Origin of the sequence: Cytophaga hutchinsonii ATCC 33406 (assembly GCF_000014145.1) — a bacterium.
Taxonomy (GTDB): domain Bacteria; phylum Bacteroidota; class Bacteroidia; order Cytophagales; family Cytophagaceae; genus Cytophaga; species Cytophaga hutchinsonii.
In genome coordinates, this window is record NC_008255.1 from 1,832,396 (window position 1) to 1,855,553 (window position 23,158).

Below are 23,158 nucleotides of genomic sequence, written 5' to 3' on the forward strand. Positions count from 1 at the left end.
CTAGAATTGAATACCTGTATAGTTATGGGGACTTAATTTACGAAGTTCCACTTTGATTTCTTCTGAAACGGTTAGTCCATTGATGAATCCCTGCAGGGTATCTTTTGTGATCTTACCACCATTGCGTGTTAAGTCTTTCAACGCTTCGTACGGATTCGGATAATTCTCTCTGCGAAGAATTGTCTGGATTGCTTCAGCAATTACTGCCCAGTTGTCTTCAAGATCTGCATTGATTGCATCTACATTTAATTCTAATTTTGAAAGGCCTTTTTGTAGGGATTTTAATGCAATTAAGAAATGGCCCAATGGCACGCCGATATTACGCAGCACCGTTGAATCCGTTAAATCTCTCTGTAATCTTGAAATAGGAAGTTTGGTAGAGAAATGTTCAAACAGGGCAATAGCCACACCTAAATTTCCTTCGCTGTTTTCAAAATCAATCGGGTTCACCTTGTGCGGCATGGCAGAAGAACCTACTTCATCTTTTTTAACTTTTTGTTTAAAGTAGTTCATCGAAACATATTGCCACACATCGCGGTCAAAATCGATCAATATGGTTGAGATACGTTTTAGGGTATCAAACAAGGCAGCCAGGTTATCGTAGTGTTCAATTTGCGTAGTATATTGATTGCGCGATAAACCAAGTGTTGTATTCACAAAATCATTTCCGAATTCGATCCAGTTGATCTCCGGATAAGCAACGTTATGCGCATTGAAATTGCCTGTAGCGCCTCCAAACTTTGCGCTGTACGGAATCTGGTGCAATAAATTGATCTGATTGATCAGACGTTCAACAAACACCATAAACTCTTTTCCCAAACGTGTAGGAGAGGCAGGCTGTCCGTGTGTTTTTGCCAGCATCGGAATTGTTTCCCAGCTTTTTGCCAACGCTTCAATCTGTTTAATGGAAGCAGATAATTCAGGATAGATGCAATTGTTTAACACGTCTTTCAACAACAATGGAATAGAAGTATTGTTGATGTCCTGAGAGGTTAAACCGAAGTGTATAAACTCAAGGTAATTACCTAAGTCGTATTTTTTTAATTTTTCTTTTATGAAGTATTCAACGGCTTTAACATCGTGGTTTGTTACCTTCTCAATGTCTTTGATACGTTGCGCATCTTCTAAGCTGAATTCCAAGTAAATGGCACGCAAGGCAGGATAGATCGATTTGTCAAAATCTTTTAATTGCGGCACAGGTTTTTCGCATAATGCGATAAAATATTCTATTTCGATTTTAACTCTGTAGTGAATTAAACCAAATTCAGATAGGTAAGGCGCTAATGAAGCAACTTGGTTTCTATATCGGCCGTCTATCGGGCTGATAGCTGTTAATGCTTGTAATTCCATTTTATTTACTTTAGGAAACATCAAATATACCAAAAAATACCTTAAAATCAGGCTAATTTTAGGCTGCGTGCGGCGTAAACTTTATACACATTTTCGGCTAAAAAAAAGGAAAATAGTATATTCGTAAAATTATTCCCGTTTATGAGTTCGAATAACCAAGTACTTATCGAAGAAAAGATTAACGAAACAGCTGATGCTGTAACGTTGGTTTTAAAACAACATGATTCAATAAAGAATTATAAATCAGGACAGTTTATTACCTTGTTGCTGAATATAGGTGGAGAAAAAGTAAGACGTTCGTATTCTTTTTCCTCTTCCCCGGAAACGGATTCCAAGCCTAGCATTACGATCAAAAAAATACAGGACGGTAAAGCTTCAACGTATTTATTTAATACCATAAAGGCAGGCGACTCATTAGAGTTTCAACAGCCTGCAGGGATTTTTACGCTGGATAAAGCATCGTCAGAAAGCCTTGTTTTTATTGGCGCGGGAAGTGGTATTACACCATTGATCAGCATGATAAAAACGGCTCTGGCAAATAAAAAATTCAAGAAAATCTGTTTGATCTATTCAAACAGAAATGAAGATTCGGTGATCTTTAAAAAGAAACTGGAAGAGTTGAAAGCAGCCTATTCTAATTTCGAAGTTATCTATACCTATAGCCAGCCGCACGATACAAGCTTACCGAAAGGCCGCTTGAACCAAAGTCAGTTTATTAAAATTATTGAACACATAAAAGATCTGGCTGTTGCAAAAACAGACTATTTCTTATGCGGGCCTGATGGCATGCTGGAAGAGGTAAAACATGGTCTGGAAATTTTACAGGTCGCATCTTCAAAGATTCACAAAGAAAGTTTTGTTACGACAAACGAAAACGATTCCGTATTTGTGAGTGTGCCTGAACATGCGGGTGATGCCAATGAAGTAACCATTATGTATCAGGGTAGTGAATATAAATTCACAGTTAAGCCAGGTAAAACAATTTTGCAAAGCGCCCTTGATGAAGACATTGATTTACCATACTCCTGTATGAGTGGTTTGTGTACGGCATGTATGGGTAAGTGTCTTTCAGGTAAAGTGGAAATGGGTGACCAGGATGGCTTGTCTGAAAAAGAAGTTAAGAACGGATACGTATTAACCTGCGTAGGCAGGCCAGCAGTTGCAGGTACTGTAATAGAAATAGACTAAGCATTATTATGAAAAGAACATATCTTCCTGCTGATTTTAAAGTTACTACCTGGGATGCATTGAAACCGTATTTTGAAGAACTGGTTTCAAGAAACATAGCCTCTTCGAATGAATTATATACCTGGTATCAGGATAGAAGCGAGTTTGAATCTGCTATTTCTGAAGATCTCGGATGGCGCTATATCAAAATGACCTGTGATACGACGAATGAAGAAATTAAAAACGCGTTTAATTTTTTTGTATCTGAATTGCAGCCGGCCATGGCGCCGTATTCAAACCAATTGGATACGAAAGCGCTGGAAGACCCGTTTTTAAAGGAACTGAAGGATAAGGAAGGTTTTGATATCGTAATTAAATTGCTGGAAAAAGATAAAAGCATCTACCGCGATGAAAACATTTCATTGTTTTCTGAAATAGAGCAAACAGCGCATGAATTTGGCACCATTTCCGGAGCAATGACCGTTACGATTGACGGCAAAGAAATAACGATGCAGCAGGCATCCGATTATCTGCTTCAGCTGGACAGAGTGAAAAGGGAAGAAGCCTGGAGAAGAATAAATGAAAGAAGATATCAGGAAAAAGACACGTTAAATAATTTATATACAACCTTGATCGGTTTGCGCCATAAGGTTGCATTAAACGCAGGCTTTAAAAACTTCAGAGACTATATGTTTACTGCTATGGGGCGTTTTGATTACACCCCTGCAGATTGTTATGCATTTCACGATGCAATTAAATCTGAAGTTGTACCGATCTTAAATACCTTAGCGGAAGAACGAAAAAAAGCGTTGAATCTGGATGCCTTAAAACCATGGGACCTGTCAGTAAATTATTTCGGAAATACACCCTTAAAACCATTCAACGATGCAGATGATCTGACTGAAAAAACAATTGAATGTTTTGCAGCATTGGATGGTTACACAGCAGATTGTATCGCAACGATGAAACAAATGGGGCACCTCGATCTGATGTCCCGCAAAGGAAAAGCACCGGGTGGTTACAACTATCCGCTGGATGAAACCGGAGTGCCCTTTATATTCATGAATGCGACACAATCGCTTCGCGATTTAGTAACGATGGTGCATGAAGGCGGGCATGCCCTCCACTCATTTTTAACAGCCGATCTGGAGCTGAATGTCTTTAAACATCCAACTTCTGAAGTTGCCGAACTGGCTTCCATGTCAATGGAACTGATGAGTATGGAGCACTGGGATATTTTCTTCACAGATGCGAAAGATCTTAATAGAGCAAAACGCGAACATCTGGAAAGTGTATTGCAAACCATGCCGTGGGTTGCAACAATTGATCTGTTCCAGCATACGATTTATCAGAAACCAGATCATACACTTCAAGAAAGAGAGCAGATGTGGAAAGAGTCTTTCTATCCTTTTTCTAATAATACAACCGACTGGAGCGGGCTGGAAAATTTCCGTTTAACAGCCTGGCAAAAACAACTTCACTTATTTGAAGTTCCATTCTATTATATTGAATATGGAATGGCTCAATTAGGGGCAATTGCCGTTTGGAGAAACTATAAAAAAGATCCGGCGAAAGGATATGAACGTTACAAAAAAGCACTTTCATTGGGATATAAAAAATCAATCCCGGAAGTGTATAAAGCTGCCGGGATTAAATTTGATTTCAGTAAAGACTACATCAAAGAATTGATGGACTTTGTAAAAGAAGAGTTGAAAACATTAAGCTTATAATACAATTGAAAAGAGTTTTCTTTTCTGGTATGTAACCAATGCGGGATCTGCAGCAATGGCTTCTTTGTTCTGTTCAAGGAAGCTATTGTATGCGCCTGCTGCCTGATCGTAATTGTTTCTATATCTTAATAAGGCTTCATCAGCAGCCAGTATTTCATTCTCTAACTGATCGGCTAACGGATGCTGGCTTATTTCTTCGGTTTTAGATTTCAGGTTCCGAACCTTATTGATCAGATCTGTAGTACGTGCGTCATATAAATCAATCAGTGAATCGGATAAATTACCCTGCGTGTAAGCCATCGCATGTACCTCTGTATTTAATTTCAATAATTTCTGAACAGCGTTTTCATCGTATTTTTTACAATAAGAAATCTCTTCCAGTAAACGTTTTATATCGGCAAATTTTTGGCTGTCTAGTTTTGCCATAGCTGCCCATTTAACATTGGCCGAATCATTTAAAGCCGACAACTGTTCAGCGGTTGTTTTCTCTTTTTCTACCGGCACTTCAACTGTTTTATTTTCTTCCGCTGGCTTATCTGTATTTTTGCAGGCAACCATACATACTGCTGCAATAAAAGCGTATACAATTAATTGTTTTTTGTTCATGTGGATTGATTTATTGAGTTTATAGATATATAAAAGTATAAAAAATAGCCGATTCTTTACTTTTTTCGTAATATCGTGTAAATAAACAAAATATACAGCGTAATTAAGCGTTGAATCGGTATGTTAACTAAAAATTTCAGGGGAGTAACACTTTTATTGTTTGTTTTTCAAATATTTACCTCCTTTTCCCAGATTTATACACCGAAGTACAGTAACGAATTTCTAGCGATTGGAATTGGTGCAAGAGCTTTTGGTATGTCCAACGTACAATCGGCGGCAGTAAACGACGTGACGTCTGCTTATTGGAACCCGGCAGGGCTGCAGCGGATTAAAACCAAATATGACATTGGTCTTATGCACGCTGAATATTTTGCAGGGATCGCCAAATACGATTATGCAGGATTTGCCACACGCCTCGATTCTCAAAGCGTGATCGCCGCTTCCATCATCCGGTTTGGTATTGATGATATTCCCGATACACGTTATCTGTTTGATGGGGACGGAAATGCAAACGGCAAAATCAATTACAACAACATTAGATTTTTCTCTGCAGCAGATTATGCATTTTTAGTTTCTTATGCACGTAAAAGCAATCTCATCGAAGGTTTAAATCTGGGTGTGAACCTTAAAATCATTAACCGTACCGTTGGTTCTTTTGCAACGGCATGGGGCTTTGGTTTTGATGTAGGCGGGCAATATAAAGCCGGTAAATGGGAGCTGGGGCTTGTTGCAAGAGATATTACAGGTACATTTAATGCATGGTCATACAACACGGAATTGTTAAAGGATGTGTATGCACAGACAAACAATATGCTGCCTAAAAATTCTATTGAAGTAACCTTGCCGAGATTAATACCCGGTGTTGCCAGAAATTTTAAGCTTACAAAAAAAATCGGATTATTAGCAGCCACGGATTTAATAATTACGTTTGATGGTAAAAGAAACACAGCTGTCCGTACAGGCGTGTTTTCAATTGACCCTGCTGCCGGCCTTGAATTTGACTATATGAAAATCGTCTATCTCCGTTTTGGAGTAGGAAATATACAACGTATTAAAGGGTTTGGAGGAAATTATTCAACATCTGTACAGCCCAATTTCGGATTAGGTGTAAAGGTAAGCAAGTTCACGATTGACTATGCGTTAACCGATCTGGGTGATTTTTCAGAATCGTTATATTCAAATGTATTTTCTTTAAAGTTTTCATTTGATAAAATTAAATAGTGAATGAGTGTACAAAGCGCTATAAAGACAACTATACTAAGCGTTTTTTTTGTTCTCGCAAGCCTGTTAAGCCTTGCTCAGAATGGTACGGAATGGATCATACCTAATCAGATTTATTATAAGGTTAAAACCTATCAAAACGGTATTTATGCAATACCGTATGCAAAACTCCAATCAGCTGGTATCAATACCGCGGATCTTACAAATCTTCAGATGTGGTATCGTGGTAAAGAGCAATCCATTTTATTGCAGCATGACAGTTTATTTTTCCTAGGTAAAAGGAATGATGGAAAGCTGGATTCTCTGTTATATGCGAACAGTGCGAACCAGCCGCATGCCTATTACAGCATCTGGTCTGACACATCAGCATATTTTTTTACCATCGGTACACAACCAGGGAAACGCATTGCAGTGAGTGCTGTTCCTTCCGTGACAACTACTGAATCCTGGTATTACGAAGAAGCATTATCTATCTATACAGATCTCTATTATCCGGGAGCCTATTATTCCATAGAAACATTGAAAAGTGATTACGATGTTGGAGAAGGATGGTTTGGCGATAAAATAGCCAAAGGCGGAAATCCTGTAACGGGTAGTTATACGATACCAATTTCTAGTGCCTATACACAGACAGCTGCCGATGTAAAAATAGAAGTACAGATTGTTGGGGAGTGGAACAATTCAAACCATGTAGCATCCCTACTGATCGGTAATGCAAATACTCCGGATTATACATTTAATTTTTCAGATTTTAGTGCGTACGAATTCCGTAAAATTTCAGCCGTAATTCCCAATTCTTATTTAACAGGTAAAAATTCCATAGCCTGTACTATACGGCTTTCCAGTGCGGGTACAGATGTTGTAGCGGTATCGTATATTAAAATTACCTATCCCAGAAACTATCTGTTAACCAATTCAAAAGATCTTTCTGTTATTCTTCCTGAAAATGGTAATCAAAACAGAACCGTTAATTTGTCTAATGTTACAGGCAATCTATTCATATTAGATATAACAGACGAGCTGAATCAGGAACGCATACCTTATACGCAGGCCGGAGCTACTGCATCCGTTGTTATTCCAAATACAACTAAAACTTTTTTTGTTTTTACTAATCGGTATTATTCAATTTCTCAGGTTGAACTTGTAAACATGTCTCTGCCGAACCTGAGCAAAGACTATTTTATTATATATCCTGAAGTATTTAATTCATCGGCCTTGAGTTATGATCAATACCGAAGTTCAAATGCCGGTGGTAATTATGATGTAGAACGCTGTTCGTTTGAAAAGCTATGTAATCTGTATAGCTATGGAGAGTATTCTTCTATAGCTATAAAAAGATATTGTTCTGAGATTATTCAAGTCAATTCAAAAGAAAAATATTTATTGATACTTGGAAAAGGTGTGGTGCCTTCTATGAGTAATTTTATTAATAATGTCGGCAGCGTTGTTTACCGGAAGAACCCTTCTTTTTACTGGACAAATACGGATTTTAAAAATCATTTTGTAAATCTTGTTCCGCCATTTGGTGAGCCCGGTTCAGATTTAATGTTTAGCGTAGACAATAAGTATGCAGCACAGATCCATACCGGCAGAGTACCTGCGCGCACCAATAGTGAGGTATTGGGATATCTGGAAAAAGTTCAGGCTCACGAATCCCTGGATTCAACATTGTTGTGGCGGAAGAATTTAATTCATTTAAGCGGCGGGGAAGATGCTGCCCAGGTTACGCTATTCAAAAAATATGTTGATACCTATAAAGCCTATGTTGAAGGACCGCATCTTGGAGGAAAGGTCGTAAAAACATATGTGAAGAATTTACAGAACGGTGCCGTAGATGATCAGCTGATCTCAGGTGTTGCGGATGATCTTAATAAAGGGATTTCGTTAATGACATTTTTTGGGCATTCATCGGCATTGATTAATGATGTGGATATAGGATTTGTTTCCAATCCGGTATATGGCTACAAAAATTTTGGCAAGTACCCAATGATGCTCGTGAATGGCTGTACATCTGCAAATATTTTTTCCAACTATTCTTTTGCAGAAGACTGGATCAATACCCCGGGCGTTGGGGCTATAAATGTATTGGGCCATACCGATATTGGCTATACAAATAATCTGTACCAATTTTCGCTATACTTTTATAATTTTCAATTTAATGATTACCGGTATATAAATAAGCCTGTTGGTTTTATTCATAAAAAAGTAATTGATTCGATCAATTCGATTAATGCATCAATAGATGTTACTTCTCAGGCACAGATTACCCAGATGAATCTGACAGGTGACCCTGCTTTACGTTTGTATAATCCCGGCCGGCCGGATTATGCGATTTATGGCGATAATCAAACAGCAGAAGCAAATTGTATTATTACGCCCTCCACAACAGCCAGTATAACAGCGAAAGATCCGTTTAGAATAATTATACCGATTGATAATTATGGAAGTACAACAACAAAAACGGTTGATATGATCATTAAGAGATATGTAAATAATGTTTTTGTGAAAAACTATCAGGCTACCTTACCTCCGCTGTATTACAGAGATACGGTAGTCTTTGATATTTCAAATAATGACGGGAATTATGCAGGTGATAACCGGTTTGAAATAACAATCGACCCTTCCGATTCGCTGAAAGAAATGCGCAAAGATAATAATGTTGCTTATATCAATTATTACATGCGTTCAAGTGCGATTAAATGTATGTATCCGTTGAACTACAGCGTTGTTTCAAATCAGCCGACGGTATTGACCGCTCAGGCAACAAATCTGTTTATTAATTTAACAGATTATTATTTTGAAATAGATACATCTAAGTTTTTTAACAGCATGCATAAAAAAACAGCTGTTATTTCTTCCGGATCGTTGCCTACCTGGACACCCGGGCTAATCAGTGATTTGACTCCTTCGGACAGTATTGTTTATTTCTGGCGGGTACGTTTTAATACCATTGCACCAACAGAAGATACGATATGGGATAACAGTTCATTTATATATATAAAGAACAGTAATCCGGGCTGGTCGCAAACACATATTGATCAGTATCTGGAAAATAATCTGGTAGGTTTGTCATATAACCGTAATCAATTTAAATGGGAGTTTCCATTAACTTCTATTGCATTAATGGTACAGGCAGCAGGCGGAAGGTATCTGGGAGAAAAAGATCTGACGCTTTTAACACTGAATAATTTACCCTTGCTTCAAAATACACCTTATTATAATTGTGTAGGCGGCAGCGGCGGTCTGTTTATGCTTACACTGGACCGTTCCTCTCTCGAGCCGGTTGTATACAATCCCAATTCAGAAGGATGGTATTATTGCGGGCAGAATTTTGATACCCGGCTTGTATTGGAAATACCTTTCCCAACAAATACAAATACCCCGCCATCAACAACCTGGCTCTATGGACGGGATGCAGACGGTTTGATACGTGCCATACAGCATACAAATAAAAATGATTACCTGATTATTTTTAATGACGGGAACAGTATGAAAAATGGGTGGCCGGCAAACCTGCAAACGTATTTTAAGGACTCGTTACATGCCACGCAGATCAGTGCGTTAACAAGCGGCCAGCAACCGTTTTTATTAATAACAAAGCGTATCAATACAAGCCCGATAACTGAAAAGGTAAATGTAAGCACTGCAACAGATTCGTTTGTTGCTATTGATACCACACTGAACAGTTTCTTTTATAAAGGAAGTATTACGACAAATTTAATCGGACCCTCAAGCATGTGGGGTAAAATGTATTTTGCCATTGATACTTCACTAAATGATGAGACAAGCCTGAAGCTGATCCGTTTTGACATCATGGCCAATCCGATTGATACAATACTATTACCTAAAGTTGATTCATTAGACTTAAACGGAACGTATTTAATTGATGGGGTGCATGTGTATTGCAAGCTGCTGCTGGATTTGCAGGATGACGGAACATTGACACCGCCGGCATTGAAAAAATGGCAGATTATCTATAACGGTGTGCCGGAAGGCACATTGAACCCGTACGCGGTAGGACTGGATACCTATACCATTCCAAATCATCCCGAAGGAGATAGTATTTCCATCAAATATCAATTCGATAATATTTCTGATTATGATTTCTCAAAACCGATACAGGTTGTTTATTCAATTCGTAATGAATCGGGCTCTCTACGCATCGATACGATTACATATTCGGTATTGAATGCCAGACAATCGCTTGTGTTTACGTACAAGTTTACGACAAAAGGCCTGACAGGAAAAAATTATATTCAGGCTTATGTGAATCCTCAGATGCAATCCGAGCAATACTATTCCAATAACGTGCTGGAATCGTCGTTTGTGATTGAAGCGGATAAAACACAACCGATATTAGAAGTCGCCTTTGATGGTATACGGATTTTCGATGGTGATTTAGTTTCTGCCAGCCCGCTTATACATATTTCATTAAAAGATAATAACCAGTATCTGTTGCTGACAGATCCGGCCAGTATTGAACTGTATCTGTTATATCCGGGGCAGACAAATGCGGTGCAGATTACATCAACCAACCCGATGGTGCAAAGCTGGAGTCTGGAAAATGCGCGTACCAATACTTTTGTTGCAGAGATTAAACCTGCCAATCTGCCGGATGGAACTTATACTATTATTGTTCAGGGGAAAGACGCTTCAGGTAATAAAACAGGCGGTCACCAGTATAAAATTACATTCAAAGTAGAAAACAAACCATCGATCTCTTATTTCTACCCGTATCCCAATCCGTTTTCTACAAGCACCCGATTTGTATTTACATTAAGCGGCACAACCGTTCCTGATAATTTAAAAATCCAGATCATGACAGTGTCCGGAAAAATTGTAAAGGAAATATTTAAAGAACAATTAGGTCCGTTACATATTGGCAATAATATTTCAGAGTATGCCTGGGATGGCACAGATGATTTCGGTGATCGCTTAGCGAACGGCGTATATTTATACCGTGTGATTATCAAAGATAGCAATCAATTTTTCGAACACAGAGAAACTGCGGGAGACAAAGCCTTTAAGCAGGATTGGGGCAAGCTGTATATATTGAGGTAAAAATGGCTTTTTAGACCTCCAAGGTTTTGAAACCTTGGAGGTCTAAAAAGATAATTATTTTTCATACGTAATAAACGAATACGAATACGCATTCTTATCATCCGGCGCATGTACAACATGTTCAGTTTCTTTCCAGTCTGAAGCTAATGCATCTAAAAAAGTATCTCCTTCAAAATTTTGATGAATGGTTGTAAGGTATAATTTATCACAAGAGTTGATCGCCTCTTTGATCAGTTCTGCACCACCAATAACGAAGGCTTCAGAGTCGTTATTATTTTGTGCAATCTCAAATGCTTCAGCCAGCGAATGGGCCATGGTACAGCCTGCAAACACCAGGTCTTTATTACGTGTTACAACAATGCTGGTACGGCCGGGTAACGGGTTACCAATCGATTCATAGGTTTTGCGGCCCATGATCATGTGGTGCCCCATGGTAATGGCTTTGAAACGTTTCAGGTCTGCGGGCAAATGCCACGGCAATGTATTGTTGATTCCAATAGCTCTGTTTTCTGATTGTGCGACAATGATGGATCGGATCATATTTTATTTCCTTTTAGAAAATCCTGAACAGACATGCGTTTTTTTCCTTCTGCCTGAATTTCGATTAATGACAACCAGCCATCTGCACAGGCAACTTTAATACCTGTTTTATTGTCAGATTTGATGCTGCCGATGGCTGCATTCGTCTGAGTTACTTCTGGTATAGCTTTGAATACTTTGTATGTTTTTTCTGCATGCACAAACCAGGCAGAAGGAAACGGATTTAACCCACGAATCAGATTATTGATTGCAATGCAGGAGTTATTCCAATCAATAGCTCCGGTTTCTTTATATATTTTGGGAGCGTGTATTGCTTGTCCTTTCTGGGGAGTAGACGTGTATGTTTCAGATTCAATCATACGAACAGTTTTTAATACTAAATCTGCACCCAGTACTTTTAATTTATTGTATACGGTTTCAAATGTATCATCCGGCAGGATAGGTGTTTTATCCTGTAAGATAATATCGCCTGTATCAATCTGATGTTTCAGGAAAAAAGTAGTACACCCTGTTTCTGTTTCACCATTAATGATTGCCCAGTTGATAGGCGCAGCACCCTGGTATTTAGGTAGCAGTGAACCATGTAAATTAAAGGTGCCGATTGAAGGCATCTGCCAGATTATTTCCGGAAGCATGCGGAATGCAACAACGATAAACAGGTTTGCATTATAAGATATTAACTCTTCTATGAAACGTTCATCTTTTAATTTCTCCGGCTGCAAGACAGGAATGTTGTGTTTCAGCGCTGCTTCTTTCACTGCTGAATACTGAATCTTCAAACCTCTTCCGGCAGGCTTATCCGGAGCTGTAACAACAGCAGCAACATCAAAACCATTCTCAATTAATATCTCTAAACTGGGTACAGCAAAATCAGGCGTACCCATATATATAATTCTTAATTTCATAATCAGTGGTCAGTAAACAGTAGACAATGGTCAGTTTACAGAACGAAACTGTAAACTAACCACTGTCTACTGACAACTCTTATTCAAAGTCTGTGTACAATAAATATTTTTTACGCATGGCCTTATAAACGGCCAGGTCTTTTTGCCAGGTTTGTTTTATTTCGGCAGCAGATTTTTTTTCTATGATCTGCTGCTTTAATAACGTTGTGCCGGCAAGCTTATCAAAGAAATTATTCTTTCCAAAATACCCGGCTTTATCGCTCGTCAAAGCATACATATTGATCACATAACTCAGATCAAATTCTTTTTTATACGTGGTTTTTCTCAGGTCAAATCCGTAACATTTTTTATTCATATGCATCGGGTCTTTTGACATGCCGTCTATACTAACCGGGATAAATGAAAAGGCCGTATCTGTTGTAAATGGAGAGCCAATAACCTGAAATGGAAAGTACGTGCCGCGGCCAACGCTTACGTTTGTTCCTTCGAATAAGCCTAAGGAAGGATACAAGCGGATCGCTTGATTATTGGGCATGTTGGGAGAGGGTTTTATCGGTAAAATATATTCTGTGGTGTGTGTATAATTATCAACCGGTATAACCGTGTACTTACAAACCAAACTGTCCTTTAGCCATTTTTCCCCTTGTATCATTTGTGTTAATTCCCCTACAGTTAAGCCATGAACCACCGGAAGCGGCAGCATGCCTATAAAGGATTTTAATTTCATATCCAGCACAGGCCCATCTACATAGTCACCATTTGGGTTTGGTCTGTCCAGTACCAGCAATTCTTTTTTATTTTCAGCACAGCTTTCCATTACCACATACAGCGTTGAGATATAGGTAAAAAAACGTACGCCAACATCCTGAATGTCATAAACGACAATATCGATGTCTGCTAATTGTTCAGAGGAAGGTTTTTTATTTGCCCCATATAAGGACACCACAGGCAAGCCTGTTTTTTTATCTACATAGGAACTTACATGTTCGCCGGCATCGGCAGTGCCTCTGAAACCATGTTCAGGAGCTAATATTTTTTTAATGTTTACACCAAGTGCTAAAAGTGTATCCACTAAATGTGTCTGTTTAACCATGGCTGTTTGGTTAACTACCAAGGCTACTTTTTTATTCTTTAATAACGCCATGTATTTTTCCAGACGTTCAGCACCTGTTTTAAGCGGCGGGGCCGTTTGACTTGAATCTGCATGGCTTACTTTAGCGGGCGAAGCAGGGATTTGATTGGTGGATGGAGTAGAAGAGCATGAAAAAATCAGATATAAAGGTAATCCAATAATTATCCCCGATAAGAATCCTTTAATACGCATAGAAATCTGTATATTTGAATGTGAGTACATAGCTCAAAATTAGTAAAATTTGAATCTTTATTACTTTATATCGTCAAGAATACAAAAAAATGATCGGCAGTCATTTTCGTCCCTCGTTCACAGGATCGCTGTCATCATTATTTTTCTTGGTTTTTTATTATCGGTTACTTCGTTGTGTATACTGGATGGTTTTAAAACCAGTATCCGTCAAAAGATTTTCAGTTTTGGAGCACACATTCATTTAACCAAATATGATCTGGATAAATCGTATGAGGAGTCGCCGTTTATTATTAATACCGGCACACTTGATTCCATTAAAGCCATTCCTAACATAGAACACGTTCAGGGTGTTTCGCATAAACCCTGTCTGTTAAAGTCTTCCTCTGAAATTCAAGGTGTGATCTTAAAAGGTGTTGGGCCTGATTTTGATATTGATCGTTTTAAAAGCAATATGCTGGAAGGCCGGTTTATTACGTTTAACGATAGCGGTTATTCCAAACAGATTGTTATAAGTGAAAAAATTGCACACAAGCTTAATTTAAAAACCGGCGACAGTCTTTTACTGTATTTTGTGCAGAATCCGCCGCGATACAGGAAGGTAAGCATTTCAGGTATTTACAAGACAGGTCTGGAAGAACTGGATGAATTATTTATCATCGGTGATATACAACTAAACAGAGTATTGAGCGCCTGGTCTCCGAAGCAGATAGGCGGTCTTGAAATTTATGTATCCGATTTTAATATGCTTGATTCCACTGCAAGTGAAGTATACAAGCGTATGGAGTATGATATGCAGATTCAGCTGATAACAGATAAGTATCTGCAGATTTTTGATTGGCTCAATCTGCTAAACAGAAACGTTACAATCTTTTTAGCACTCATTATGGGTGTTTCTATTTTTGTAATTATCTCCACCATCATTGTCATGATCATGGAACGTACCTCTATGGTTGGTCTGCTTAAAGCATTCGGAACCACGAACAGTGATGTGAGTAAAATATTCCTGTGGAATGGATTTAAAATTATTATTATCGGAATGCTTGGCGGGAATGTGGTTGCGTTGACCTTATGTGCGCTGCAATACTATACCGGCATTGTGCCCTTAGATGCGGAAAATTATTTCATGAGTGCAGTACCTATTGCATTTCCATGGTTTACAATCATTGCTATTAATATTGCAGCCTTGTTAACCCTTACAGCAATTCTCTGGATTCCTATCTATTTTATTTCCAGAGTGAGTCCGGTAAAAGCAATAAAATTCAATTAAGGAAAGCGGATACGCATAATTTTTTCAGATCTATACGGATAGTATTTTAAATATTTATGAGATTCCCCCAAAATATATGAATTTGATTTTACAAATGGATGTATCGCTAAGTTGTGTCCCGATCAGGGGTGATATCAGTAGAATATATTTTAAAAAAAATACGTTAAATACCGAACGTATTGAAACGAATGGAAGTTGATTTTTTTACCTTAAATAATATCCCTTCAGTGATACTCAGAATGCTGGATTGTATTAAGCAGGTTTGCAGCCACAAAAAATCATTCCGGTAATTTGAAATTTGTTATTTACTATCTGCCTGCGGATGGAACGTTTGAAACAAACTTTTAAATTTCATCATAATCACGCCAAAGATTGCTTCTTTAAAAATGCCCATCGACATTTTTGAGGTGCCGCGCGTACGATCCATAAAAATGATCGGCACTTCTTTTAATATAAATCCATACTTCCAGCATAAAAATTTCATCTGGATCTGGAAGGCATAACCTACAAATTTTACTTTTGTATATGGAATGGTTTCTAATACTTTTCTGCTGTAACATTTAAAACCAGCCGTAGCATCTTCAATCGGCATACCGGTAATTAACTGTACATATTTACTGGCGAAGAAAGACATCAGTACTCTGCCGATCGGCCAGTTGATAACGGTTACACCATGTACATAGCGGCTTCCGATTGCTACATCAGCACCGTTATTTTCGCATGTGTCGTGTAAACGGATCAGGTCTTCCGGATTATGGGAAAAATCAGCATCCATTTCACATAAATAATCATACCTGTGATTGATGCCGTATGTAAAACCCTCAATGTATGCTGTTCCTAAACCCAACTTGCCCTGGCGCTGAATCATAAATACACGATCCGGATATTTTACCGCATACTCTTTTACGAGTTCTGCTGTACCATCCGGAGAATTATCTTCAATAACCAGAATATCAAATGGCGTGGACAAAGTCATTACTTTATCAATAAGCAAGCCTATGTTTTCAATTTCGTTGTATGTAGGAACAATTACGAGATTTTTACTCATACTTAAAGGTAATAATTGTTTTAGTAAGGATGAAAAGCAAACAGAAGATTTTCATCGAAATCATCTGTTTGCAGTACACTTCAGGAGATAACTTATAAAATCAACGCTAAATCACGGGCACTTTGTATGCAATTGCCTAAAGAAATTCCGTTTGTCCAGTTTGAACGGAAGTAAATATGATCATCGCTCAACAGCTTACTTGCAAGACGTGCCTTTTTTAAATAGATGTCGTATTGCGGAATGGCTTTGTTCCAGCCGGCTACGTGTGTAAACGTTGGTTTGCCTGTAATCCCAAGATCTTTGCTTAACTGCTGTATGGCGCGTTGTTCTAGTTCTGATTCTGAAAGCGCTGTATACTCCGGGTGATGCATGCCGCCGATGAATGACGTTGTCAGTACTTCATCGGCCGGACAGCGATCGTTAAAAATGCTGCTGTTCCAAATGGTACCAGCTAAAAAAGATTGCTCTGCAGAGGGATATAAACATCCGAATCCATTCATCGGATGTGTTACATCAGTACGCTTAAAGGCAGCAAACACAGCCTTCATAGAAGCATATTGTACCTGTGAAAGTATGGCTGAAAGATCCGGATAGGAATCTTTGATCAATGTAGCCGCCTGAAAAGTTGTTCCGCAAACAACAACTTTATCAAACGTTAATTCTTCAATACCATGTTTCGTATCCGTGGTTAGCACAATCTTATCCATCTGTTTACGGAGATTCAATACACGTGTATTAAGCTGAAGGGAATGAAGCTGTGCAGCCAGTGTATCTGTAAGTGTTTGCAAGCCATGCACAAATGTGCCGGTTTTTCTTTTTTCGCCAAAACCTTTTTTGAAGATTCCTTTAATGATGCTGCCGTATTGTTTTTCCAATTCAACCAGCTGTGGAAATGTTTCTTCTATTAAAAGCTGTTTAATGTCACCTGCATAGACTCCGGTAGCAAACGGATCGATGGTATACTGCGTAAAGGGCGCAGAAAATCTTCGGGCAAAGAAATCGTATACCGTTTCATTTTCTTTCGATATACTTTTATTAAAAAGCTCTTTGAATATTGCATACTTCGTTTTTGCTGAAAAAAAACGTCCTGTTAAAAAAGACAGCGGTCCGGAAGGTACTTGCTGTATGTTAGCATCTTTATAGATAAATCTGTTTTTATTGATGATGGCTGCCGGTTCAAATAATTTATCCAGATTCAATTCGTGAATAAATTCCTCTAATTTTTTATCAACCAGAATAGAGTTGGGACCTACCTCTAACAGGTATTTACCAAATCGTTGAGAATTAATATAACCGCCTGGTCGTGAGTTAGATTCAAATAATATATAAGGCTTGCCAGCTTGTTGAAGCTGATACGCAAGTGTTAATCCTGAAATGCCTGCACCAATAATTGCTATCATACTATTTGAATATGTTCAAATTTATTAGGAAATCTTCAGTATTTTTGAAAAAATATCTGAAGAATGAAAAATAAGTGTGTGTTTCTGGACCGCGATGGAGTGATCAATGTTGATAATGTAAATTATACCTACAAAGTTGAGGAATTTAAAATCATTGATGGTGTTATTCCTGCGTTAAAAATGTTAAAAGAAGCAGGTTATTTACTGATCATCATCACCAACCAATCCGGTATTGCGAAAGGTATTTACCAGCACGAAGATGTATATAAGTGCCACGATTACTTTGATCGTGAATCCGGTAATTTAATTGATGAATATTTTTATTCTCCTTATCACCAGTCAACATCTGAATCCTTATCACGCAAGCCAGGCTCATTGATGTTTGAAAAGGCAATTGCTAAATATGATATTGATATTGCACAATCGTGGATGGTTGGAGACAGAGAGCGCGATATACTTCCGGCTAATAAATTAAACATCCCAACCATTCTGATCGAAGAATTCCCGAATACAGAAACAAGTGCAAAGTATAAAGTGGATTCGTTGTATGAAGCAGCGGAACTGATTTTGAAGAAAGTGTAAAGCGTAATGCGGCACGCTTAAAGCCGAAGGCAAAAAGGACAGCTGCAGCAGCTGTCCTTTTTTAATGTGTGTGATTTTTTGCTACAAGGAACTAAAAGCTTTCCGCCTTCAGCATTAAGCTTTGTAGCCCAATATTTTCAGCATGCTTTCTTTTGTCTGCTCCGGTGCAAACAAGTTATAGCTGAAATTACCATCCGCATCTTTATCAATTAAAATATGTTTCGGTGCCGGTACCAGGCAATGCTGTATACCACCGTATCCGCCAAGTGATTCCTGATAAGCACCGGTATGGAAGAAACCAATGTATGTAGGTTCTTTCTCATCCAGTTCCGGCATGAACACCAGGTTCTGGTGTGCTTCTGAATTGTAATAATCCATGCTGTCGCAGGTAATACCGCCAAGCTTAACTTTTTTATATGGTTTATCCCAGCCGTTCACTGCCAGTAATAAATACTTCTGGCTTAAGCCCCATACATCCGGAAGCGTAGTAATGAATGAACTGTCAATCATATACCATTCTTCTTTATCGTTCTGAAGTTTGCTTCCTAAAACGGAGTATACCGCAGCGCCGCTTTCTCCCACGGTAAAGCTGCCGAATTCTGTGAAAATATTCGGTGTTGGTACACCTTCTTCATCACACACCTTCTTGATTGTTTTTACAATCTGGTCTGCCATATATTTATAGTCGTATTCGAAATGCACAGATGTTTTGATCGGCCAGCCGCCACCAATATCAATGCTGTCCATATCCGGATTAATCTTTTTCATCGTACAGTACATGTGTACAAAACGGCTCAACTCACTCCAGTAGTACGTGGTATCTTTAATACCCGTATTAATAAAGAAGTGCAGCATTTTCAATTTGAACTTCGGATTCGGCTCAATTTTTTCTTTGTAGAACTGAACCACATCGTTGTATCTGAAACCCAGGCGTGACGTATAGAATTCAAACTTCGGCTCTTCATCCGTTGCCAGACGGATACCTAAATTACAACTTGTTTCAATACCTTTTTCATAAGCTGTAATTTCATCCAGGTTGTCTAAAATAGGTGTGCAGTTAAAGCCTTCGTTTATCAGATCACAGATGTAGTCTGTGTATTCCGGGCGCTTATATCCATTGCAGATCACATTGGTTGCTTTCGTAATTTTATTGTTCTCGAATAAAATACGAACAATCGGAATATCGTAAGCAGAAGAGGTTTCAATATGTATGTCATTCTTCAATGCTTCGTTCAATACAAAACTGAAATGCGAAGATTTGGTACAGTAGCAATATGTATACGTTCCCGAATAATTATTATTCGTAATGGCTTCGCCGAACCATTGTTTTGCTTTTTGGATCTGTGAACTGATCTTAGGCAGGTAACTTAATTTCAATGGCGTTCCGTATTTATTGATAACATCCATCAATGGGAATCCATTAAAATGCAATTCATTGTTTACCAGTTTAAACTCTTCTGTCGGGAAGTAAAACGTTTGGTCGATCAGGTCAAAATACTTATCCATCTACTGCGGTTATAATTACGAATTGACTGCAATAATCACATAAAAAAAAATACTATGCAATTGAATATACAGAATGTCAGTAAAAATAATATTGAAAAGAATGCTTTTCGTTTAAATAGCTGATTTATAGAAGTGTTTTCAAATATGCCGGCAGCAGGATCAAATGGATTTTCTGCTGATAAATACACAAAAAATCAGCATCTTTGTACTTCAATACAATTTAAAACCATTTATGAATCCTGAGTTCTTATTAAAAGAATCCATAGCTAAAGGCTTATTACAAGAGTTTTCCATCACTGTTTCTGCTGAAGATATTTTACTTGAACCGACACGTAAAGATTTTGAAGGTTCGTTAACCTTTGTTGTTTTTCCGTACATCAAACAGGCTAAAGTTGCTCCCGAGCAGATAGGTGCGCGCATCGGAGCTTTTTGTGCAGCGGATATTCCCGCTGTTGTAGCATCTTTTAATGTCGTAAAAGGATTCCTGAATGTCGTATTTAATGATGCGCTTTGGGTGGAACAATTATATGCCAGCTTCCTGCGTCCGGATTATGCACAGCTCCAGGACGGCAAAGGGGAAAAGGTAATGGTAGAATATTCTTCTCCGAATACAAACAAACCGCTGCACCTTGGTCACCTGCGTAATAACTTTTTGGGTTATTCCATCAGTCAGATCTTAAAGGCAAATGGTTTTGATGTGATCAAAGCAAACCTGGTAAACGATCGCGGCATTCATATCTGTAAGTCAATGATTGCCTATCAGAAATCCGGTTTGGGTGAAACACCCGTAAGTACAGGCATGAAAGGCGATCATCTGGTAGGAAAATATTATGTAGCCTTTGATAAGCAGCTAAAGAAAGAAGTGGAAGCACTTGTTGCTGCCGGGGTAGAAGAAGATAAAGCAAAAAAAGAAGCGCCTATTCTGAAAGAAGCACAAGCCATGCTGCTGAAATGGGAGCAGGGTGATAAGGAAGTTTATGATTTGTGGAAGACCATGAATGGCTGGGTATATGATGGGTTCAATGCTTCGTATAAAAAAATAGGTGTTACGTTTGATCACTTTTATTATGAATCAAATACCTATCTATTAGGTAAAGATATTGTTGAAGAAGGGTTAGCGAAAGGTGTATTTAATAAACGTGCCGACGGTTCGGTGTGGATCGACCTGACAGCAGAAGGTCTGGATGAGAAGCTTGTATTGCGCTCAGACGGTACCTCTGTTTACATTACACAGGATCTGGGCACAGCAGAATTAAAATACAAAGATTTCGGATGCAAGCGTTCGGTATATGTTGTGGGGAATGAACAGGATTATCATTTCATTGTATTAATTCATATTCTTAAAAAACTTGGTAAGCCATACGCAAACGGTGTATATCATATGTCTTATGGTATGGTTGATTTGCCAAGCGGAAAAATGAAATCACGTGAAGGTACCGTTGTAGATGCTGATGATCTGGTAGATGAAATGATTGCTACCGCAAAAGAACGTACGCTGGAGCAAGGTAAAACCGATGGCTTCAGTGAAGAGCAGGCTACACATTTATATGAAACACTTGGGTTGGGCGCGTTGAAATATTTTTTATTAAAAGTAGATCCGAAGAAACGCATGATGTTTAATCCCGAAGAGTCCATCGATTTCCAGGGACATACAGGACCGTTCATTCAATATACACATGCCCGTATTTCTGCGATCCTGCGTAAAGCAGCAGAGCTTGGCATCAATGAACAGTTACCTGCAGGACATGTTATCAATAAACTTCATCCGTTTGAAGTATCCGTATTGGAAATGCTGAGCCGTTTTCCTGAAAAAATCCGTGAAGCCGGAAACGATTATTCCCCGTCTACGATTGCAAACTATATCTTTGATGTAGCAAAAGAATACAACCGTTTTTACGCGGAGGTATCAATTTTTCAGGAGCCGGACGAACAACTTAAATCTTTCCGCATTGCCTTCTGCAGAGCGGTTGCCAAGACCATTAAAGATGGTATGCTGTTACTGGGAATAGAAGTACCTGAAAAAATGTAAGCTATGTATACAAAAAAAAATAAACAATTTGTACTTATGGGATTAACTTATTCACTGATGATGTTTGTATCTTCCTGCCTGGGGATCAACAGCGATGTTAAAAACAGACCTTCTGCAACAGACAGTATGGCTACCGTTGACAAAACGCAGAGTATCTATAGCATTAAAGTAACAACTCTTGACGGACAGCCGTTTGATCTGAGTACGCTGAAAGGTAAAAAGATTCTGATTGTAAATACGGCTTCTAAATGCGGTTATACACCTCAATACGAAGAACTGCAGCAACTGCATGCACTTCATGGCGATTCGGTAGCTGTTTTAGGTTTCCCCTGCAATGATTTCGGCGGACAGGAGTCAGGTTCTGAAAGTGAGATCGGTGCTTTCTGTACTAAAAATTATGGCGTTACCTTTCAGATGTTTGAAAAGGTACACATCAAAGGCAATGAACAACATCCTTTATATAAATGGCTTACAGATCCTGCGTTAAATGGCTGGAACAAAGACGCTCCAACATGGAATTTCTGTAAATACCTGATCAATGAAAAAGGCGAACTGGTTAATTTCTTTGGCTCAGGTGTTAAACCAATGAGTAAAACAGTTCTTGACGCGATCAGAAAATAATTCCGGTAATTTTATACATTAAAAGCTAATCCTATGGGTTAGCTTTTTTTATATATGCCAAATTAGGTTATATTTAGGTAGCCTTAATACTATTAATTTATTCCGTTGAAACGTACCTTTGTTATAGCAGATATTCATGGTTGTTATAAAAGTTTAAAAGCTTTAGTAGAAAATCAGTTACAGCCAACACATGAAGATCAGTTTATTTTTTTAGGGGATTATATTGACCGTGGCCCTGATAGTAAAGCTGTTATAAATTATTTGATATATATAAAAGAACACTATAAAAACTGTGTCTTTTTAAGAGGGAATCATGAACAGATGTTTCTGGATGCGCATCAATCGATAGCCGCGAGAGAGCGCTGGATTATAAATGGAGGGGAAGAAGTAATGATTTCCTATGGATTAAAAAATCACGACCATGTACCGTATCATGTTCAGGATTTCATATCAAACACCTTTTATTATTTCCAGGATGAGCGTTTTATCTTTGTACATGCAGGCATAAACCATTTGGCTGAATCCCCGTTGAAAGATTATAATTCAATGATGTGGATCAGAAACGCTGAAATAACACACACGCTTACCGGTGGCCGGATTGTTGTTCACGGACATACACCAACACCGCTGGATACGATTGAAAAACAGATAGCTTCTGCTTCAATAAACTTAGAAATATGTCTGGATAACGGCTGTGTTTTCAAAGGACAACGCACCGGTTTAGGAAATCTGCTGGCATTTGAAACACATTCGAACAGGTTATACGTACAAAACAATATTGACTTTTAATTCCAAATTATT

17 protein-coding genes are annotated in these 23,158 nt (G+C 38.4%); 9 read left to right on the forward strand and 8 right to left on the reverse strand.

Annotated features, from left to right (window positions below; translation table 11 throughout):
* Nucleotides 1-1,350, reverse strand: a complete 1,350-nt coding sequence (purB, locus tag CHU_RS07605; protein ID WP_041932646.1) for an adenylosuccinate lyase — start codon at nucleotides 1,348-1,350, stop codon at nucleotides 1-3.
* A gap of 141 nt (nucleotides 1,351-1,491) precedes the next feature.
* Here purB and CHU_RS07610 point away from each other — a divergent pair, with 141 nt between their 5' ends.
* Together CHU_RS07610 and CHU_RS07615 are read left to right on the forward strand one after the other, a co-directional pair.
* Nucleotides 1,492-2,538 (forward strand): ferredoxin--NADP reductase, encoded by a 1,047-nt coding sequence (locus tag CHU_RS07610; protein ID WP_011584950.1) that lies wholly within the window; start codon nucleotides 1,492-1,494, stop codon nucleotides 2,536-2,538.
* A gap of 8 nt (nucleotides 2,539-2,546) precedes the next feature.
* Nucleotides 2,547-4,247, forward strand: a complete 1,701-nt coding sequence (locus CHU_RS07615) for a M3 family oligoendopeptidase (RefSeq protein WP_011584951.1) — start codon at nucleotides 2,547-2,549, stop codon at nucleotides 4,245-4,247.
* Here CHU_RS07615 and CHU_RS07620 read toward each other — a convergent pair.
* Nucleotides 4,242-4,853: a hypothetical protein gene (locus tag CHU_RS07620; protein WP_041932272.1), complete on the reverse strand. Its 612-nt coding sequence runs from the start codon at nucleotides 4,851-4,853 to the stop codon at nucleotides 4,242-4,244. The genes CHU_RS07615 and CHU_RS07620 overlap by 6 nt on opposite strands.
* Nucleotides 4,854-4,973: 120 nt before the next feature.
* Here CHU_RS07620 and CHU_RS07625 point away from each other — a divergent pair, with 120 nt between their 5' ends.
* Together CHU_RS07625 and CHU_RS07630 are read left to right on the forward strand one after the other, a co-directional pair.
* The gene (locus CHU_RS07625; RefSeq protein ID WP_041932273.1) at nucleotides 4,974-6,074 is read left to right on the forward strand and encodes a PorV/PorQ family protein; all 1,101 of its coding nucleotides are present in this window, start codon (nucleotides 4,974-4,976) and stop codon (nucleotides 6,072-6,074) included.
* A gap of 3 nt (nucleotides 6,075-6,077) precedes the next feature.
* Nucleotides 6,078-11,135 (forward strand): C25 family cysteine peptidase, encoded by a 5,058-nt coding sequence (locus CHU_RS07630; protein ID WP_011584954.1) that lies wholly within the window; start codon nucleotides 6,078-6,080, stop codon nucleotides 11,133-11,135.
* A 54-nt stretch (nucleotides 11,136-11,189) separates the two neighbouring features.
* On the opposite strand, the gene CHU_RS07635 is transcribed toward CHU_RS07630, so the two are convergent.
* The 3 genes from CHU_RS07635 to CHU_RS07645 form a co-directional block, all read right to left on the reverse strand.
* A complete protein-coding gene (locus CHU_RS07635; protein WP_011584955.1) occupies nucleotides 11,190-11,675 on the reverse strand; it encodes a dihydrofolate reductase in 486 nt (161 codons plus the stop codon).
* Nucleotides 11,672-12,580 (reverse strand): methionyl-tRNA formyltransferase, encoded by a 909-nt coding sequence (gene fmt, locus CHU_RS07640; protein ID WP_011584956.1) that lies wholly within the window; start codon nucleotides 12,578-12,580, stop codon nucleotides 11,672-11,674. Before fmt ends, CHU_RS07635 begins: the two co-directional genes overlap by 4 nt.
* A 79-nt stretch (nucleotides 12,581-12,659) precedes the next feature.
* Nucleotides 12,660-13,934 carry an exo-beta-N-acetylmuramidase NamZ family protein gene (locus tag CHU_RS07645; RefSeq protein WP_011584957.1) on the reverse strand — a complete coding sequence of 425 codons (1,275 nt, stop codon included), beginning with the start codon at nucleotides 13,932-13,934 and terminating at the stop codon, nucleotides 12,660-12,662.
* Between the two features lie 19 nt (nucleotides 13,935-13,953).
* Between CHU_RS07645 and CHU_RS07650 the strand changes: the two genes are divergently transcribed.
* Nucleotides 13,954-15,171 carry an ABC transporter permease gene (locus tag CHU_RS07650; protein ID WP_011584958.1) on the forward strand — a complete coding sequence of 406 codons (1,218 nt, stop codon included), beginning with the start codon at nucleotides 13,954-13,956 and terminating at the stop codon, nucleotides 15,169-15,171.
* 301 nt (nucleotides 15,172-15,472) lie between these two features.
* Here the strand turns inward: CHU_RS07650 and CHU_RS07655 are convergent, their stop codons facing one another.
* The gene (locus tag CHU_RS07655; protein WP_011584959.1) at nucleotides 15,473-16,219 is read right to left on the reverse strand and encodes a polyprenol monophosphomannose synthase; all 747 of its coding nucleotides are present in this window, start codon (nucleotides 16,217-16,219) and stop codon (nucleotides 15,473-15,475) included.
* A 92-nt stretch (nucleotides 16,220-16,311) separates the two neighbouring features.
* Nucleotides 16,312-17,619, reverse strand: a complete 1,308-nt coding sequence (gene hemG, locus CHU_RS07660; RefSeq protein ID WP_011584960.1) for a protoporphyrinogen oxidase — start codon at nucleotides 17,617-17,619, stop codon at nucleotides 16,312-16,314.
* A 63-nt stretch (nucleotides 17,620-17,682) separates the two neighbouring features.
* Here hemG and CHU_RS07665 point away from each other — a divergent pair, with 63 nt between their 5' ends.
* Nucleotides 17,683-18,201, forward strand: a complete 519-nt coding sequence (locus CHU_RS07665) for a D-glycero-alpha-D-manno-heptose-1,7-bisphosphate 7-phosphatase (RefSeq protein WP_011584961.1) — start codon at nucleotides 17,683-17,685, stop codon at nucleotides 18,199-18,201.
* Nucleotides 18,202-18,315: 114 nt separating this feature from the next.
* On the opposite strand, the gene CHU_RS07670 is transcribed toward CHU_RS07665, so the two are convergent.
* Entirely contained in the window at nucleotides 18,316-19,707 is a 1,392-nt protein-coding gene (locus CHU_RS07670) for a decarboxylase (protein WP_041932274.1), read from the reverse strand.
* 232 nt (nucleotides 19,708-19,939) lie between these two features.
* Here CHU_RS07670 and argS point away from each other — a divergent pair, with 232 nt between their 5' ends.
* From argS to CHU_RS07685, 3 genes are all read left to right on the forward strand, one after another.
* Nucleotides 19,940-21,736, forward strand: coding sequence for an arginine--tRNA ligase (gene argS / locus CHU_RS07675; RefSeq protein WP_041932647.1), 1,797 nt, complete (start codon nucleotides 19,940-19,942; stop codon nucleotides 21,734-21,736).
* 3 nt (nucleotides 21,737-21,739) lie between these two features.
* Nucleotides 21,740-22,357, forward strand: a complete 618-nt coding sequence (locus tag CHU_RS07680; RefSeq protein ID WP_238379369.1) for a glutathione peroxidase — start codon at nucleotides 21,740-21,742, stop codon at nucleotides 22,355-22,357.
* A 105-nt stretch (nucleotides 22,358-22,462) separates the two neighbouring features.
* A complete protein-coding gene (locus CHU_RS07685; protein ID WP_011584965.1) occupies nucleotides 22,463-23,146 on the forward strand; it encodes a metallophosphoesterase family protein in 684 nt (227 codons plus the stop codon).
* Nucleotides 23,147-23,158 lie beyond the last annotated feature (12 nt).